General features: G+C 67.2%; 13 protein-coding genes and 1 pseudogene. 9 read left to right on the plus strand and 5 right to left on the minus strand.

Annotated elements, in window-relative coordinates; translation table 11 throughout:
- Nucleotides 1–18 precede the first annotated feature (18 nt).
- Nucleotides 19–723 carry an ABC transporter ATP-binding protein gene (locus ACX5I6_RS02180; protein WP_285247780.1) on the plus strand — a complete coding sequence of 235 codons (705 nt, stop codon included), beginning with the start codon at nt 19–21 and terminating at the stop codon, nt 721–723.
- Nucleotides 724–803: 80 nt separating this feature from the next.
- On the opposite strand, the gene ACX5I6_RS02185 is transcribed toward ACX5I6_RS02180, so the two are convergent.
- The gene (locus ACX5I6_RS02185; protein ID WP_461839310.1) at nt 804–3,824 is read right to left on the minus strand and encodes an exo-alpha-sialidase; all 3,021 of its coding nucleotides are present in this window, start codon (nt 3,822–3,824) and stop codon (nt 804–806) included.
- An 84-nt stretch (nt 3,825–3,908) separates the two neighbouring features.
- Here ACX5I6_RS02185 and ACX5I6_RS02190 point away from each other — a divergent pair, with 84 nt between their 5' ends.
- On the plus strand, nt 3,909–5,606 hold the full coding sequence (locus tag ACX5I6_RS02190; protein WP_461839311.1) for a sialidase family protein: 1,698 nt from the start codon (nt 3,909–3,911) through the stop codon (nt 5,604–5,606).
- A gap of 4 nt (nt 5,607–5,610) precedes the next feature.
- Here the strand turns inward: ACX5I6_RS02190 and ACX5I6_RS02195 are convergent, their stop codons facing one another.
- Nucleotides 5,611–6,504: a DUF4862 family protein gene (locus ACX5I6_RS02195; protein WP_018760919.1), complete on the minus strand. Its 894-nt coding sequence runs from the start codon at nt 6,502–6,504 to the stop codon at nt 5,611–5,613.
- Nucleotides 6,505–6,655: 151 nt separating this feature from the next.
- Here ACX5I6_RS02195 and ACX5I6_RS02200 point away from each other — a divergent pair, with 151 nt between their 5' ends.
- The 7 genes and pseudogenes from ACX5I6_RS02200 to ACX5I6_RS02230 all read left to right on the plus strand — a co-directional run bounded on the left by ACX5I6_RS02200 (nt 6,656) and on the right by ACX5I6_RS02230 (nt 14,828).
- Entirely contained in the window at nt 6,656–8,296 is a 1,641-nt protein-coding gene (locus tag ACX5I6_RS02200) for an ABC transporter substrate-binding protein (protein WP_109045648.1), read from the plus strand.
- Between the two features lie 21 nt (nt 8,297–8,317).
- Nucleotides 8,318–9,274, plus strand: a complete 957-nt coding sequence (locus ACX5I6_RS02205) for an ABC transporter permease (protein ID WP_043423759.1) — start codon at nt 8,318–8,320, stop codon at nt 9,272–9,274.
- Between the two features lie 3 nt (nt 9,275–9,277).
- A pseudogene (locus tag ACX5I6_RS02210) lies at nt 9,278–11,396 on the plus strand (dipeptide/oligopeptide/nickel ABC transporter permease/ATP-binding protein).
- The gene (locus tag ACX5I6_RS02215; protein WP_285319683.1) at nt 11,393–12,199 is read left to right on the plus strand and encodes an ATP-binding cassette domain-containing protein; all 807 of its coding nucleotides are present in this window, start codon (nt 11,393–11,395) and stop codon (nt 12,197–12,199) included. Before ACX5I6_RS02210 ends, ACX5I6_RS02215 begins: the two are co-directional and overlap by 4 nt.
- Nucleotides 12,200–12,242: 43 nt before the next feature.
- The gene (locus ACX5I6_RS02220; protein WP_461839312.1) at nt 12,243–13,172 is read left to right on the plus strand and encodes a dihydrodipicolinate synthase family protein; all 930 of its coding nucleotides are present in this window, start codon (nt 12,243–12,245) and stop codon (nt 13,170–13,172) included.
- A 10-nt stretch (nt 13,173–13,182) separates the two neighbouring features.
- On the plus strand, nt 13,183–14,148 hold the full coding sequence (locus ACX5I6_RS02225) for an ROK family protein (RefSeq protein ID WP_461839313.1): 966 nt from the start codon (nt 13,183–13,185) through the stop codon (nt 14,146–14,148).
- Nucleotides 14,145–14,828 (plus strand): N-acetylmannosamine-6-phosphate 2-epimerase, encoded by a 684-nt coding sequence (locus ACX5I6_RS02230; protein ID WP_461839314.1) that lies wholly within the window; start codon nt 14,145–14,147, stop codon nt 14,826–14,828. The genes ACX5I6_RS02225 and ACX5I6_RS02230 overlap by 4 nt, the downstream gene beginning before the upstream one ends.
- Nucleotides 14,829–14,834: 6 nt before the next feature.
- Here the strand turns inward: ACX5I6_RS02230 and ACX5I6_RS02235 are convergent, their stop codons facing one another.
- From ACX5I6_RS02235 to ACX5I6_RS02245, 3 genes are all read right to left on the minus strand, one after another.
- Nucleotides 14,835–15,395 (minus strand): hypothetical protein, encoded by a 561-nt coding sequence (locus ACX5I6_RS02235; RefSeq protein WP_461839315.1) that lies wholly within the window; start codon nt 15,393–15,395, stop codon nt 14,835–14,837.
- A 206-nt stretch (nt 15,396–15,601) separates the two neighbouring features.
- On the minus strand, nt 15,602–16,369 hold the full coding sequence (locus ACX5I6_RS02240) for a glucosamine-6-phosphate deaminase (protein WP_461839316.1): 768 nt from the start codon (nt 16,367–16,369) through the stop codon (nt 15,602–15,604).
- A gap of 106 nt (nt 16,370–16,475) precedes the next feature.
- On the minus strand, nt 16,476–17,207 hold the full coding sequence (locus ACX5I6_RS02245; protein ID WP_018760909.1) for a FadR/GntR family transcriptional regulator: 732 nt from the start codon (nt 17,205–17,207) through the stop codon (nt 16,476–16,478).
- Nucleotides 17,208–17,284 lie beyond the last annotated feature (77 nt).

The raw sequence follows: 17,284 nt of genomic DNA on the forward strand, positions 1-17,284 counted from the left end.
TACGAAAGGAACGCCATCATGTCCTCCCCCACCCCTGCTCCCCTGAGCCTGGTCGACGTCACCCTCGAATACCCCGACGGCGGCGGGACCACCACGGCCCTGGACCGGGTCAGCCTCACGGCCCGGGCCGGTCAGCTGGTCTCGCTGGTTGGCCCGTCCGGTTCGGGCAAGTCCAGCCTCCTGGCCACCGCCGCCACCCTGGTCCGCCCCACCCGCGGGCAGGTCCGCATTGACGGCACGGACACGGCCGGCCTCAAGGACAAGGACCTCACCGCCCTGCGCCGGGACAAGGTGGGCATCATCTTCCAACAGCCCAACCTGCTGGCATCGCTCACGGCCGCCGAGCAACTCATCATCAGCGAGCACCTGCGGGGCAGGTCCGCCAAGGCGGCCCGGACAAAGGCTGCGGAACTGCTGGACGTCGTCGGCCTCGGTGGCAGCGCAGGGAAACTGCCGCACCAGCTCTCCGGTGGCCAGCGCCAGCGGGTGAACATTGCCCGGGCACTGATGGGCAATCCCAAAGTGCTGCTGGTGGACGAGCCGACCGCCGCCCTGGACCACGAACGCAGCGCCTCGATCATCGGGCTGCTGCGCCAGGTGACCACCGAGTTTGGGGTTGCCACCGTGATGGTCACCCACGACACCGAGTTCGTGCCGCTGACAGACCTGGTGGCCACCATGCGCGACGGCAGGCTCACCGCTCCTGTGTTGGCAGGAGCCTGAACACAGGCCTCAACCCGGATGGCCCCGGCGGGATCACCGCCGGGGCCATTGTCATCGATGCTGCCCGTTGGGCAGCTGGGCTAACCTTTCGGGGTCACCTGGAGCCGGTCGAACGAGACCTGCTTGCCGTCCTTGTCCAGCACCACCACGTCATCGCGGCCGTTTTGCACGCCGGCGGGCAGGATGAATTCCACCGTGTTGTCCGTGGTGGGGAAGATCCAGCCGATCCGGTAGCTGCGCTTGTTCAGGTACACGTAATACCACTGGCCGTAGTCGAGCCCGGCGAGGACCACTTTTTGGCCGTTGCGGTATTTATCCGCGGTGCCGAGGTCGAACGGTGCCACCTGGCCGTCCAGGTCCTGCACCGCGAGCGCGGGGACCAGGTCCGGCTGGGCAGGCTGCACATTCAGCTGGATGGCACCGCCTGTCACCGTGGCGGACACGCCTTTGGCACCGTTGTTTGCCGTGGCAGCGAACGTGACCGGTCCAAGCTTCCCGGCCGCGACGTCCGCGGCGGTCAGGCTGTACGTCCGGGTTGCCGTCAGGGTGCCGCCCGCTGCCAGGCGCGGTGCCGCGATGCCGGCATCCGGGGCGCTGACGTTGTCCAGGGCTACGTTTCCGGCGTTGCCCAAGGTGTAGGTGTACGTGATGGCGTCGCCTGCGGAGGCATAGCGGTCGCCGTCCAGGTCCGTCCACTCGGCCGCAACGGTGCCGTCAAGCCTGGCGTCCCGGACTTTCAGGTCGGTTTCGCCGCCGTTCACCGTGTAGGTCCGGGTAGTCTGGCCGGCCGCACTGACCTCCCAGGTGGAGTCCGGGACAAAGAATCCCTGGTCCGCTTCCGCGGCCGTCACGGTGTGCCGGGGCGTGGCACACGTGTACCCCTGTCCGGCGGGGAGGACGCTGTAACGGCAGTTGCCCGGGCCCTCGGGAAGGAACGGGCTGAAGTTCCCGGCGGTGGGGACCACCTTTTCCACCAGCGGACTGCTGTTGGTGACATCAAACTTGTACGGGAACGCTTCGCCTGCCGTGTACGGCTGGGTGGCGAGGTCGCGGCCGGCGTCGTTGCGGCTGCCTGCGATGCCGGCGGACACCAGCCCGTCCCGCAGCGGCACCGCGGCCCCGCTGAAGGCAACGGTCTTGGTGAGCGTCGGCGTCGCGCTGGCCGTGATGCTGAAGGTTGCCTCGGGAACGAAGTAGCCGCGGTCGATGTCCTGCGCGGTGAGCGTGTGCTTGGCCGTGGTGCAGTTATAGGAGGCGCCGGCGGCCAGGTTGTTGTACCGGCAGTTGGGCGCCGACGGCGGCAGGAAGCCGGCATCGAAGTTCCCGGAGACCGGCACCGAGTTGGCCGTCACGTTCGCCGTGCTTTTGACGGTGAAGGTGTACCCCAGCACGTCGCCGGCTTTATAGGGGTTGGCGGCCACGTCCCGGGCGGATGCAGCCCCCGTGATGGTGAGGCCCACCTGCGGCGCCACCGGCACGGTGGCGGTGAACGTGAACTGCGAGACCCGGCCGTCCGTCGTCGTTAGCGCTGCGTTGAGGTTCTGGGGCCCGCTGGCCGTGGCCGCCGCAGTCAGGGCGACGTTGACGGTAAACGAGGCGCCGGGGGCGACGTCGGGCACGGGTACCGTGGTGGCGGACCAGCCCGTGGGGGTGTAGACGGTGGCGGTGGCCCCTGACAGGGTGGCGGCTTCCTGGTTGGTGACGGTGACCGCCACCTGCTGGGTGGCACCGGGCGCCGTGGTGACGGCGGGGACGGACAGGGGTGCGCAGGCGTAGTTGAGCCAGGCGTCGTCGAAGCTGGAGAACTGCATGTTGTCCGTGTAGTTCCCCTCGTAGAGGACACCGAACCGGCCATCCTCCAGCCGGGTCACGGTGGAGTAGGCGGAGAACCCGGGACGGATGGTGCGCACCCCGGGCCAGGTGGCGCCGTCGTCGCACGAGACCCGGGCGGAGACGTTTTCGCGCGCGGTCTTGGAATTTGCGTTGGTGAAGACCAGTTTCCTGGCATCCGCCGTGCCCGGGGCGGCGTTGGGGAACATGCGGGCGATGGAGCCGTTGTTGGCCGGATCCGGCAGCTCCGTTTCCTGGGTGACGGGACCGTAGGTGGCCCCGCCGTCGCTGGAAACCGCAACCTTCCGGTAGCCCTGGTTGGCGTTGTCCCGGGAGTTCAGCAGGACCTTACCGTCGGAAAGCTCAACGGTCTTGTTCTCATCCATCCGGTCACCCACGTTGGCGCCCTTGTGCCAGGTGGCACCGTGGTCGTCCGAATAGACGCTGTAGGCCTGGATTTTGTTCGTTCCATCGGCCTGGCGGACGTCACCGGCGTGCTGCTGGATCAGCCGGCCCTTGTAGGGGCCGTACTTGAGCTGGATGCCTTCGCCGGAGGAGGCGAAGTTGGACCGTACATCACCCGCAACCGGGTTGGTGGCGCTGCTGCCCGGCTTGGTGACGTTGGTGATGAGCCGCGGACGGCTCCACGTGAGGCCGCCGTCGGAGGATTCGATTACGGCGGAGGAGATGACGTTGCGGTCCGCGTCATCATTGCCGAACTGGCTGCCGCCGAACCCTTGGTCCTTTGAGTAGACGAAGAACGCAAAGACCTTGCCTGCCTCAGCGTCGTAGACGTAGGAGGGATCGCTGTAGCCGTATTTCGGCGCGGCGGCATCGGCCACGTGGCCTGCGGCAATCACCTGCACCGGCCCCCACGTGCGCCCGCCGTCCGTGCTCCGCCGCTGGACGATCGAGTTCGGGTTGGGTGCGTCGGCGGAGCTGCCCGGCCGACCGTCCCAGGCTGCCAGGACCACACCGTTGCCGAGGTAGGTCAGGGCCGGGATGCGGTAGAAGAAATTGTCCGCGGTGCGATCGGACCCCAGGTTGGTTTCCTGGAAGCTTCCGGGCGGGTTGGCGGGACTGTTGGCAGGAATGGGCGCCGCCTGCGCCGCAACACCTCCGGCAAGCAGTGCCAGGGCCAGGGCGGCCACCCCGGCAGTTCTGCACAACGTCAGGGGTGTGCGGTGTCTTTGGGAATGTGGCAAAGGGACTGACCTTTCTGGATGCCGCGGCGATGCGGCTCTGGGCAGGGCGCCGCCGTTCGGGATCATCAAAATATTGTTCCTACTACGTACGACGTCCTACCAATGTAATGTGCCAGCTGTCACAAAGCCAGACGTGGCTATGCTGTAGATGTGACATCCCATCTCCTGCCTGCCATCCCCGCCGCACGGCCCGCCGTCGAGCACGTCCTGGCGGCCCGCGGCCGCGGCGGCTACCGTCAGTACCGGATCCCCGCCCTCGCCGTCACCGTCAGGGGGACACTGCTCGCGGCCTATGACGGCCGGCCCAACCTGGACGATCTCCCAAGTCCCATCGACCTGCTGATCCGGCGCAGTACGGACAGCGGGCGCACCTGGAGTGGCCAGGAAGTGGTGCGGACCGGAACCGGGCTGGAAGGATTCGGGGACCCCAGCCTGCTCGTTGACGCCGAGACCGGACGGATCTTCCTCTTCCACGCCGCCGGGACGCATGCCGGCTTCTTCGAGGCCACAGCGGGGATGGACCACCACGACCACCAGGTCCAGCATTGCGATCTCAGCATGTCCGACGACGACGGCCTGACCTGGCAGCACCGGCGCATTACGGCGGACCTCAAGGCAAGCAGCGGACGGGAGATCACGGGCATCTTCGCCGCGGCCGGCCAAGGGATCCAGGTCCACTGCGGCCCGCACCAGGGGCGGCTGGTGCAGCAGTATGTGGTGTTGAGCGGGGGCAGGATCATGGCAGCCTCGGCCTACAGCGACGACCATGGCGATACCTGGCGGCTTGGCCGGCTGATTGAGGGGACAGCCGACGGCGGCGCCCCCAACGAGAACAAGGTGGCCGCGCTCAGCGATGGCAGGCTGCTCCTGCACAGCCGGGCCACGCCGCAGCGCCTTGCGGCCGTCTCCGACGACGGCGGCCACAGCTGGAGCACGCCGGTTCCGGTCGCGGACCTTCCCGATCCCAGCGACAACGGTTCACTGGCCCGCTTCGACGGATTGCCGTCCGTCACCGGCCTCGCCGCGCCGGCCACGGATTCCTGGCTATTGGCCACCAACAACCAGGACCCCAATCTGCGCCGCAACACCGTGCTGAGCCTGTCGCCCGACGACGGCGCCACCTGGCCTGCCAAGCTGGTGCTGTGCCCGGGCAGCTCGGCGTACTCCACCGCCACCCGCCTGCCGGACGGCAACATTGGTGTGCTGTACGAACGCCAGGGCTACCGCGAGATCGTTTTTGCCTCGGTGCCGTCGGGCCAGCTCACCGGCCAGCTTTCGTCACCGGATACAGCAGGGCCCGACGCCGGCCTGCCGCCATCGGAGCCGGGCCTGGTCTTCGACATGGAGTTGCGGTCCATCACCCCGGGACTTCCCGACGTGTGGCAGAACGCCGGCGAGTTCCACGTGATGGCGCCAGGCAAAGACGGCTGGGGCGCCGAGTCGTGGAAGGAGATCGGCCAGGCCTACTCCCCCGACCAGGCCCAGGTCCTGGGCACCAGGGAGGCGCAGGACCTGAACTACGGCCCGGTCATTCCCGGGTACAAGGCCGGGGACATTCTGGCATTCACCGGAAGGGCCCGGAATGACGGCTGCCACACCGCCCGGGACGTGCGCCTGCACGGTCCGGGGGCAGGGGAGTTTCCGGCAACCGACCTCCCGCCGGGCCAGGAGGTTCTCTACTTCACGCCCACCTACACCGTGACGGCGGAGGACGTGGAACAGGATGCGTTTGAGGTTGCCTTTGCAGTGGAAGCAGCGGTGGGGGCCGGCAGGCGACAACTGTCCCGGACCTTCCGCTGCGACGTCGCGTCGGGAGCCATCACCGTGGCCGGGAGTACCGGGCGCTGAGCCGCTATTCCCCCACCAGGACCGACATGTGCCGGAGCCGCTCCACGCGTTCTTCCGGCGACAGCTGGTCAGGACCAAGCCCGACCTTGAACCCAAGGATGGGGAGCGGACCCGCTGCGGCAAGGCACCGGTCAATTTCGTGGCGGTTCAGCATGGAGCTGGGCGGGGCGCCCTGGATCTCCACTGCGGGGAGGTGCGCGTCGATCCACGCATAGCCGAAGCCGGTTTCCTCCGGCGAGCAGCCGGAAAAGACCAGGCCCTCGAGGACGCCTGCTTCACGGCCGAGCGACAGGTGTTCAACTGCCGTTTCAGGACTGCCTGATTCGATGACTGAGCGCGCCCAGTTAACGGTCACACCCACGCGCTCCAAACCTTGGTTCCGGAGCGAAACGGCGATGTCCACCTCTTCGGCAAAGGACAGGAACCCCTTCTCCGGACTTGCCCCTGGGCGTGGGGCGTCGCAGTGTTCGATCAGCACTCGCGCCGATCCCCAGTCCCACTCCAGGACTTCCTTGAGCGATTCCTCGAACCAGCGGGCGGAGGCGCCCCCGGTAGGCGCGGAATGGAGTTCAACAGCCTCCACCTCATGCCCGGCATCCTGCAGCCCGCGGGCATACTCCCGGACACCCGCCGCGAAGTCGAGGGCTTCCCGCCGGCCCGCCGTGTCAGCGGAGGCCAGGCCGAACGCCGCGTTGGCGGCCAGCCGCTGCATGGTCCCGGGGATGGCGGTGACCACCGCGGACCAGGCCTCCGGCGCCCCGGCGGGCCAGCCGGTCCCGCCATGCGGACCATAGGGAAGCTCAAGTCCGCGGATCGGGGAAATGGCAGCGAGGCCCCGGTAGAACTGCTCCTGCAGTTCGACGGGCTGGGCGGGGTAGGCGCCGACAATCAAGGACAAGGAAGCTCCATTCGCGAAGGGTATGGCGTCAGGCCAAGCGTAAATGCAAGAAACATTAGTCCACTTGACGCTGGCTGTGATGGGACTTACAGTTTTCCATACGAGCTAGGACATCCTACATCCGATAAACATCTCCTGAACGGTGAGGCCAATGAACAACATCAAGAACCTGCCGCTGGTCAATGACGCCAGCCGCCGGAACTTCCTCAAACTCGGCGGGGCCATGGGCCTGGCCGCAGCCTTTGCCAGCTCCCTGGCCGCCTGCGGTGGACCGGCCGCCACCACCAGCAGCTCAACCACCAACACCTCGCCGATCAACAAGGACCTCACCATCGAGGCCGGCATCTCTTACGCCCTCTCCACCGGCTTCGATCCCATTTCCTCCTCCGGCGCCACCCCCATGGCCGCCAACCTGCACGTCTTCGAGGGCCTGGTTGAGCTCCACCCGGCAACCCGGGAGCCCTACAACGCCCTGGCTGCAACTGATCCCAAGATGGTCAACCCCACCACCTACCAGGTGGCCATCCGCGAAGGCGCCACGTTCCACGACGGCACCCCGGTCACCGCCGAGGACGTGGTCTTCTCCTTTACCCGGGTCATGGATCCCGCCAACAAGTCCCTGTTCTCGCAGTTCATCCCGTTCATCCAGGACGTCAAGGCCCTCGACGCCAAGACCGTGGAATTCACGCTGAAGTACGCCTTCCCCGGCTTCGGACCCCGGATCTCGGTGGTAAAGGTGGTGCCCAAGGCGCTCACCAACTTCCCGGCCGGCTCGGACCAGCTGAAATCCTTCGATGCCAAGCCCGTTGGAACCGGCCCGTACAAGCTGGTTTCCGCCGTCAAGGACGACAAGATCATCTTCGAGGCGAACCAGGCCTACAACGGCCCCATGCCGGCACTGGCCAAGGGCATGACCTGGCTGCTGCTCTCCGATGCCGCCGCCCGCGTGACCGCAATGCAGTCCGGCCGGGTCCAGGCCATCGAGGACGTCCCCTACCTGGACATGCAGGGGCTCAAGTCCGCAGCCACCGTTGAATCCGTACAGTCGTTCGGCCTGCTGTTCCTGATGTTCAACTGCTCCGCCGCGCCGTTCGACAACAAGCTGGTCCGCCAGGCCCTGCACTACGGCCTGGACAAGGACTCCATCATCAAGAAAGCCCTGTTCGGCAACGCCAAGCCGGCCAGCTCCTACTTCCAGGAGGGCCACCCGGACTACGTCAAGGCCAAGAACGTCTACAGCTACGATCCCAACAAGGCTGCAGACCTCCTCAAGCAGGCCGGCGTCTCCAGCCTGGAGTTCGAGCTCCTCACCACGGACACCGCGTGGGTCAAGGACGTTGCTCCCCTGATGCTGGAATCCTGGAACAAGATCCCCGGTGTCAAGGTGACCCTCAAGAACCTGCAGTCCGGCGCCTTGTATACGGACCGCGTCGGCAAAGGCGACTACAAGGTGGTTGCGGCGCCAGGCGATCCGTCCGTCTTCGGCAACGACGCAGACCTCTTGCTGAGCTGGTTCTACGCCGGTGACACCTGGATGAAGAACCGCGCCTACTGGGGCTCGACGCCGGAGCGTGCCCAGCTCGTGGACCTCATGACCAAGGCCGGCCAGTCGTCCAAGGATGACGCCAAGAAGCTCACCGGGCAGATCGTGGACCTGGTCTCCGAAGAGGTGCCCCTCTACCCGCTGTTCCACCGCCAGCTTCCCAGCGCCTGGGATGCAAAGAAGCTCAGCGGCTTCCAGCCCCTTCCCACCACCGGAGTTTCCTTCGTTGGTGTGGGCCGCACCGCCTAGCCACACCAACCGGAGACTACATTGACCACGATATTGCGCCTCCTGGGCCGGAGGCTGGCAGCCCTGCCGCTGATGGTCCTGGGCATCACCTTGCTCGTGTTCCTCGTCCTGCAGGCCGCCCCCGGCGACCAGGCGAGCAGCGCCCTGGGCGAAGGGGCCAGCGAGGAAGCGAAAGAGCAGTACCGGCAGGCCAACGGCCTGAACGATCCGCTGCTGCTGCAGTACTTCCGCTTCCTTGGAAAACTCCTCCAGCTCGACCTCGGAGTCACCACTCCGCCGGCGAAATCCGTGGCAAGCATGATCGGCTCAGCCTTCCCCCTGACGCTGCAGCTGACGTTCCTGGGCGTCATCATCGCGGTCGTGGTCTCGCTGGTCTTCGGCATCATCGGCGCCTTGTACCGGGACAAATGGCAGGACCAGCTGGTGCGGGTCTTCTCCATCGCCGCGGTGGCAACGCCGTCGTTCTGGCTGGGCATCCTGCTGATCCAGTGGTTCGCCCTTGGTCCGGCACCGCTGTTCCCGTCCGGCGGCATTGCCACCCCGGAATCCGGGTTCGGCGGCTGGCTCAACTCGATGGCGCTGCCCGCCCTGGCACTGGGCATCCCGGTCTCGGCTTCCCTCATCAGGGTGGTCCGCACCTCCATGGTGGAGGAGCTGGACCGGGACTATGTCCGCACCGCCATCGGCAACGGCGTCCCGTACCGGGAAGTGGTCTCCAGGAACGTGCTCCGCAACGCCCTGGTCACTCCGGTCACCGTGCTGGGACTGCGGATCGGCTACCTGCTGGGCGGCGCCGTCGTCATTGAAATGATCTTTGCGCTGCCCGGCATGGGCCAACTGATCCTCAACGGCATCACCAACCTGGACGTGAACCTGGTGCAGGGCGTGGTCCTGACCATTTCCGTGACTTTCGTCCTGGTGAACATTGCCGTGGACCTCCTCTACCTGCTCATCAACCCCCGAATCAGGACCGTGTGACCCATGCGCAGCAAACTCGCTGAACGTCTGAGCGCCCCCGGACTTCGCTTCAAGGCCCTGCCCTGGGGCTCCCGCCTGGCCCTCTCCTTCCTGGTGGTGATCGCCCTCGCGGCCCTCTTCGCCCCGGTCCTGGCACCGCACGACCCGCTGGAGACCTTCCTGCCGGCCACGCCTCCCGGCGCCGAGCACTTCTTCGGCACCGACCGGCTGGGCCGCGACATCTTCTCCCGCCTGCTCTACGGTTCCCAGTCCTCGCTGATGATCGGCCTAGGCGCCGTGGCACTGGCGGTCCTCGCCGGCGCGTTCCTCGGCTCGCTCGCCGCGACATCCAGCAAAGCCGTGAACGAACTGCTCATGCGCCTCATGGACATCCTCATGGCGTTCCCGGGCATCGCCCTGGCGGCGGTCCTGCTGGCGGCATTCGGCAACTCGGTGCCCACCATCATCGTGGCCATCGCCATCATCTACACCCCGCAGCTGGCCCGGGTGGTCCGCGCCAACGTGCTCGCCCAGTACGGCGAGGACTACGTCCGGGCGGAACGGGTCATCGGCGCCGGCCGCTTCTACATCCTGGCCAAGCACATCGTGCGCAACACCGCGGCCCCCGTCCTGGTGTTCGCCACGGTGATGGTGGCCGACGCGATCATCCTCGAAGCCTCGCTGTCCTTCCTGGGCGCCGGCGTGCAGGATCCGGCCCCGTCGTGGGGCAATGTGATCTCCTACGGCCGCAACCTGGTCCTCTCCGGCGGGTGGTGGGCCACCACTTTCGCCGGCCTCACCATCCTGCTGACCGTGCTGGCGCTGAACATCCTGGCCGAAGGACTCACCGATGCCATGGTGAACCCGCGGCTCCGCAAGGCACCTGCGGTGAAGGACGACGACGGCGCCGCGGCATCGGTGGCCGGCGCGGCCGGCGCCGCGGTGGACACCGAGGTGGCCACCTCGGTTGCGCAACCCTCAGTCGTGGAGGAACACGGCTCGACGGCGTCCGCGAGGCAACAACTGCGAATGCCGGCGAGCGCGAGCTGGCCCATTCCGCCCTGCTGACCGGCCGCCGCGCGGCGGCCGCCACCCCGCACGCCCTGCTGGACCGCGAGCTGGAACTCCTCGCCGCCGTCGAGGCCACCCGCACCGACCGGCTGCCCCAGGTTCCCGCCAACACCCGCACCGTCCTGGAAGTCAGGAACCTGTCCATCCGGTTCCCCGGCCGCTTCGGTGACACAGCCATCGTGGACAACGTCTCCTTCACCGTCCGCGAAGGCGAAACCATGGGCCTGGTGGGTGAATCCGGCTGCGGCAAGTCCATCACGTCGCTGGCCATCATGGGCCTGCTGCCCAAGACAGCGAAGATCACCGGTTCCATCACCTTCGACGGCAAGGAACTGCTGGATCCAAAAACCGGGCACAGCAACGTCAAGGCCTACCAGGGGCTTCGCGGCGAACAGATCGCCATGGTCTACCAGGACGCGCTCAGCTCGCTGAACCCGTCCATGAAGATCAAGGACCAGATGACGCAGCTGACCCGCCGCGGCGGCCGGAAGACACCGGCCGAACTGCTGGAGATGGTCAAACTGGACCCCGTCCGCACCCTGGCCAGCTACCCCCACGAGCCTCGGGCGGCCAGCGCCAGCGCGTCCTGATCGCCATGGCGCTCTCCCGCTCGCCCAAGATCGTGGTGGCAGACGAACCAACCACCGCACTGGACGTTACGGTCCAGAAGCAGGTGGTGGACCTGCTCAACGAACTGCGGGAGCAGCTGGGCTTCGCCATGGTGTTCGTCAGCCACGACCTGGCGCTGGTGGCCTCGCTGGCCCACCGGATCACGGTGATGTACGCCGGCCAGGTGGTTGAATCCGCCCACGCCTCCGAACTGCTGCGGAACCCGAAACACGAATACACCCGCGGTCTGCTGGGTGCCGTGCTCTCCATCGAAGCGGACGCTGCCCGCCTCCACCAGATCCCCGGCACCGTGCCTTCGCCCCAGGATTTCGCCAGCGGCGACCGCTTCGCACCCCGGTCGCTGCGCAGCGATGCCGACCCCAACCAGGCACTGGTCCTCACCGCCGTGGGCGGGGACTCGGACCATTACTGGGCCAGCCACCTTAAGGAGGACGCCAAGTGAGCGTATCCACCGGCAAACCGGTCATCGAACTCAAGGACGTAAAGGTCCATCACCGCGCACGCACCGGGGGGCTCTTCCGGCCCAACATCGTCAAGGCCGTCAACGGGGTTGACTTCACCATCAGCCGCGGCGAAACGGTGGGCATCGTTGGCGAATCCGGGTGCGGCAAGTCCACCCTGGCCTCGGTCCTGGTGGGGCTGCAGGCGCCCACATCCGGCGAGGTGCTGTTCCACGGCAAACCGGCCATCAAACGCAACGCCGCCATGCGAAAGGAGTTTGGCCGCGCCGTCTCCGTCGTCTTCCAGGACCCCGCCACGGCACTGAACCCGCGCATGACCATCCAGGACATCCTGACCGACCCGCTCCAGGTCCACGGCATCGGCAACGCCGCGTCCCGGGCCGCCAAAGTCAAGGAACTCCTGGCGCTGGTAGGGCTGCCAGCCTCCGCGGCGGAAGTAACGCCGTCGCAGGTTTCCGGCGGGCAACGCCAGCGTGTTGCCATCGCCAGGGCCTTGGCCCTGGACCCGGACATCATCGTTGCCGACGAACCCACCTCGGCGCTGGACGTGTCCGTCCGCGCCCAGGTGCTGAACCTGCTCTCGGACCTGAAGACCCAACTGAACCTGGGCATGGTGTTCATCTCCCACGACATCCAGACCGTCCGCTACGTTTCCGACCGCATCTGCGTCATGTACTTCGGCGAAATCGTGGAGGAAGGACCGGCGGCCCAGGTGTTCGACACCCCCCGGAACGACTACACCCGCAAACTCCTCGGTGCCGCGCCCAGTTTGCTGCACACCTGAAATTTTCAACCCCACCTCTTACAACCACGCATTGGAGTTTTCCGTGTCTTCCCAGTTCTCGGGCGTCATTCCCCCTGTCGTCACCCCCCGCCACGCAGACGGCAGCATCGACACCGCCTCGCTGCAGAACCTCACCAAGCACCTGCTCGACGGCGGCGTGTCCGGGCTCTTCGTCCTGGGCTCCTCAGCGGAGGTGCCCTACATGACCAACGCCGAACGCGCACAGGTGGTCAGCACCATCGCCGAGGCGAATTCTGCTGCTGGCGCAGCCCGCGTGCCGCTGATCGTGGGCGCCAACGAACAGACCACCAACCGCGTCATCGAGGAAGCCAAGCGGGTGGTGGACCTTGGCGCGGATGCCATCGTGGTCACCTCCATGTACTACGCGATCGGCAACGCCGAGGAAACCGAAACGCATTTCCGGAGCATCCATGCAGCCGTTGACGCCCCGGTCTTCGCCTACGACGTCCCTGTGCGCACCCATTTCAAGCTCCCCACCGACCTGCTGGTCCGGCTGGGCCGCGACGGCGTCATCGCCGGCGTCAAGGACTCCTCCGGGGACGACGTCGCCTTCCGCCAGCTCCTGCTCGCCGCCCGTGGCATCGACAACTTCGACATCTTCACCGGACACGAAGTGGTGGTGGACGGTGCCCTGCTCGGCGGCGCACAAGGCGTGGTTCCGGGCCTGGGCAACGTGGATCCCCGCGGCTACCGCAACCTGGTGGACGCTGCAGCTTCCGGCGACTGGGCGAAAGCCGCCGCCGAACAAGACCGCCTGGCCGACCTCTTCGAGATCGTCTACACCCCCAACGGACGGGTCTCCGGAGGGGCGGCCGGGTTGGGTGCCTTCAAGACGGCGCTGCAGATCATGGGCGTCATCGAATCCAACACCATGAGCGCACCCATGCAGGCGTTGAACGAAGAAGAGACCACCGCGATCAAGGTCATCCTCGAACGCAACGGCCTGGTGTAGAACCCTGGTGATGTACGCCGTTGGGGTTGATCTTGGCGGTACCAAGACTGCAGCGGGAGTGGTCTCTGCCGCCGGGGAGGTCCTGTTTTCGGAGACCATCCCCACGCTGAACCGTGACGGCGGGGCCGCCATCCTCGATGCCACTGCTGCGCTGGTGACCGCGTTGGTTGGCCGGGCCCACAAGGAGGGCCTGGCCGTGGCACGTGTTGGTATCGGCTCCGCCGGGGTGATCGATTCCGCCCGCGGCGTGGTGGTCTCGGCCACGGATGCCATCCGGGGCTGGGCCGGGACGGCACTGACCGCAGGCCTGGCCGCCCGGCTGGACCTGCCGGCGTCGTCCGTCCGGGCGGTGAACGATGTCCACGCCCACGCCCTGGGTGAGGCCTGGACCGGAGCAGCCGCAGGGACTGCAAGTTCGTTGCTGGTGGCCTTCGGCACGGGCGTGGGCGGCAGTTTTGTGGTGGACGGCCGGCCGGTCCTTGGACACCGGCATGCCGGTGGCCATGTGGGCCATTTCGCCTCACCGCATGCGTACCACGGCGGCGTTGCGCTGGCGTGTGTCTGCGGCGGGTCAGGGCACGTCGAAGCGATCGCCTCCGGCCCGGCCCTCCTGGAGGCCTACCTTCGGCTGGGTGGCACCGCCCCTGCCCGCGACGCCCGCGGTGTGTTCGCCTTGGCCCGCGCGGGTGACACCACCGCCGCCAAGGCCCTCCACGCCTCCGCCGCGGCTGCCGGCCAGGCGGTGGGCGGCCTGGCCAACATCCTCGATCCCGAAATCGTCGTGATCTCCGGCGGCCTGGCCGATGCCGGGGAGCCGTGGTGGAAGCCCATGCGGCTGGCGCTCCGTGCCGAACTGCTGCCGGCGCTTGGAGACCTGCCGGTGGTACCCGCGGCCCTGGGCAATGCCGCTGCCCTGGTGGGCGCGGCCCGCCTGGTCCTCCTGCCCCTCCACACCAGCCAAGGAAGCACTCCATGATCCTGTCCCCCGAAGCCCTGCAATCCCTGCGGGGCCGGCTCATCGTGTCCTGCCAGGCCTACCCCGGCGAACCCATGCGGGATCCCCGCACCACCGCCCAGGTGGCTGCCTCCGCTGTGATCGGCGGCGCCGCCGCGGTCCGCGTTCAGGGCCTGGCCGATATCCAGCACACGCGTGCCGCCGTCGAGGTTCCGGTCATTGGGCTCTGGAAGGACGGGCATGACGGGGTCTTCATCACGCCCACGCTCAGGCACGCTTTGGCCGTGGCCAACGCCGGCGCCCACGTGGTGGCGGTGGACGGGACCCGCCGTAACCGGCCGGACGGCCTCACCCTGGCGCAGACTGTCGCCGGGATCCACCAGGAATCCCACGTGCTGGTCATGGCGGACTGTGGTTCGCTCCAGGACGCGTCCGCCGCCGTCGAGGCCGGCGCGGACCTCATCGGAACCACCTTGGCCGGCTACACCGGCGAGCGCCCCAAGACCCAGGGCCCGGACCTGGAGTTGCTGGCGGACATCGCAGCGGCCGGTTTCGGTGTCCCGCTGATTGCCGAGGGCCGTGTCCATTCGCCTGCACAAGCCCGGCAGGCCCTCGACGCCGGCGCCTTCGCGGTGGTGGTGGGCACGGCAATAACGCACCCCGCCACCCTCACCGGCTGGTTCGTGGACGCCTTGGCCTGACCGCGGCTAACCGGTCTTTTGCAGGGTTGCGTTGCGGGTCAGCAGTTCGGGAGCTTGGTGCTGCCGCGGCTCAGTGAGGGGCATGACCAGCAGGTTCCGGTGCAGGGTCACCCAGCCGTCCCGTTCCATCGGACCGTGGTCGAACTGGTCGGGAACGAAGAGAATGTCCCTGCCGTCGGGGTCCTGCACTTTCGCCAGGATGTCCCGGCCGTCGGGGATGTAGTCGCAGGCTTCCCAGTAGGACACCTGGTCCAGGTCGTACTTCCCCACCAGGCATGCGACGCCGGACGTCTTGGCCGGGGCGGCATAGTAGGCCATGGACTCATAGGAGGCGAGCTTCCGGGTTTCGCGGATGACCGCTTCCCCGTCCTCGTCCTGGATGGCCGGGATTGCGTCGCTCTTGGTCAGCTGCCGCTCCAGCACTGCCATGGTCCCGGGGTTTGGCATCAGGAACTGCGTGTAAATAAGCCAAAGTCCCGCGCAAGTACCCACGCCCACCACGGCGGAGAGGGTGATGATGAGTTTCCAGAACAACGTCAGGGGCTCCGCCTGCCGTTTGGCGTTCATGGACGCCCCCGGCGGAGGTCTGCATGCGCCGGACACGCGGCTGTGACGGACCCGGTGATATTCAAGCGCTGCCCCCTCAGGCTGTTGATCTCCCTGCACGGTACACCGTGCCGGTAGGCGCCCTTTTGCTTTGCCATCGTGTCGCAGCAGTGGGCTGGGGGCCGAGCAGGATCTTGCCGTGGCGGCCGGGACACACCTGGTCCGTCCTAGACGCCAACAGCCTCCCCCGGAAGGCGCACGGGAACCTGGCCTCTTCCGGGAGCCAGCTGTGCCGCCGCGGTTTCGTCTGCCACCACCGTCACGTGCTGGTGCATTTGCAGCACGGATGCGGGGCATTCCACCGAGACCTCGCCGTGCAGGGCGCGGGCGAGGATGGCGGCTTTATCCGTTCCGGCCACCACCAGGAGCAGGTGCCGGGCCTCGAGGATGGTCCCGAGTCCCTGCGTGATGCACCGGCGCGGCACATCGGATTCGGACGTGAAGTACCGGGCGTTGGCGGCACGCGTGCGTTCGGCCAGGACCTCCACCCGGGTGCGGGAGGAGAAAGCGGATCCGGGTTCGTTGAAGGCAAGATGCCCGTTGTGCCCGATGCCCAGGAGCTGCACGTCCACCCCGCCGGCAGCACGGATGGCAGCGTCGTAGTCGTCGGCTGCCTGCCGGGGATCCGCCGCGTTGCCGGCTGGTACCCGAACGAGCGCCGGGTCCATTCCAAGCGGTTCGGTCACCTCCCGCCGCACCACCTCGCCATAGCTCTGCGGGTGTCCGGCAGGCAGCCCGACGTACTCGTCCAGGGCGAACGCGCGGACCCGGGACATGTCCAGCTGGTAGCCCGCGAGGGCTGCATAGGCAGGAAGCGGGGAGCCGCCGGTTGCCACGCCAAGGACGGCGTCAGGCTTGGAGCGGACGACGGCGGCAAGAATCCCGGCGGCGACCACACCGGTGGCAGCGGCATCAGGGACGACAAAGATTTCCAAGGCTGGGCTTTCTCGTAAGGAAGGGCTGAAGCAGGGCACGCGGCAGCCGGGCCGGGCGGCGCAGGGCCGCCTGCCGCGGAAGCGTGGGGGATCCGGGTTTGCGCCGCTAGGCGGACGCAACGTCCTTGAGTTTTTGGCGGATGCCGTCAAAGTGGCGCTGCAGGCGTTCGGCAGCGAGCGCCTTGTCCCTGTTGGCAACGGCCTCGTAGATGTCCCAGTGGATCCGGGCCTGTTCCTCCAGGTTGACCGGCCCCGATCCCAGGGCCTCGTGGATCTGCCGGTAGACCTGCCAGAACACATCCATGAGGTTGATCAGGAGCTCGTTGTTCAGGGGGGCATAGAGCTTCCGGTGGAATTCCGCGTCGTGCTCGGCGAGGGGCTCCCCCTGGGCGGCGGCGGCCTGCATGGCCTCCATCGAGGACTTCAGGTCCGCGAGGTGTTCCTCCGTCAGCAGGTCGATGGCTGACCCAATCAGCCCTGACTCCAGGGCCTGGCGCACGTCGATGAGCTCCATGGCTTCCTCGCCCTTGTGCCGGAGGGACAGCCGGCCGCGGAACGTCAGCCCGGAAACCAGGGCACTGAAGTTGTTGGGTGCCACGAACATGCCAAAGCCATGGCGGATTTCGATGACGCCGAGGGCCTGGAGGACCTTGAGGGATTCCCGGACGGTGTTCCGCCCGACGCCGAGCTCTGCGGACAGCTCACTCTCAGTGGGCAGCGCATCGCCAACATCCAGGCCGCGCTCCAGGATGAGCTCCATGATTCTGGTCTGGAGGGCATGGGAGCGGATTTGTGCGCTGAACCTTGCGGGCGGTACCGCTGCGGATGCTACTGTCACGTCATCTCCTTTGACCGCACCGGGCGGCGGCCTCTCGTCTTCCATCAGTGTACAGGAGATGGGACGTCCTTCATCTT

The organism is Arthrobacter sp. MMS24-T111, assembly GCF_054888995.1.

Bases quoted from the DNA above. Each gene is read 5' to 3' on its own strand.
- ACX5I6_RS02180 (WP_285247780.1), top strand. From the start codon at position 19: ATGTCCTCCCCCACCCCTGCTCCCCTGAGCCTGGTCGACGTCACCCTC.
- ACX5I6_RS02185 (WP_461839310.1), bottom strand. From the start codon at position 3,824: ATGATCCCGAACGGCGGCGCCCTGCCCAGAGCCGCATCGCCGCGGCAT.
- ACX5I6_RS02200 (WP_109045648.1), top strand. From the start codon at position 6,656: ATGAACAACATCAAGAACCTGCCGCTGGTCAATGACGCCAGCCGCCGG.
- ACX5I6_RS02225 (WP_461839313.1), top strand. From the start codon at position 13,183: ATGTACGCCGTTGGGGTTGATCTTGGCGGTACCAAGACTGCAGCGGGA.
- ACX5I6_RS02230 (WP_461839314.1), top strand. From the start codon at position 14,145: ATGATCCTGTCCCCCGAAGCCCTGCAATCCCTGCGGGGCCGGCTCATC.
- ACX5I6_RS02235 (WP_461839315.1), bottom strand. From the start codon at position 15,395: ATGAACGCCAAACGGCAGGCGGAGCCCCTGACGTTGTTCTGGAAACTC.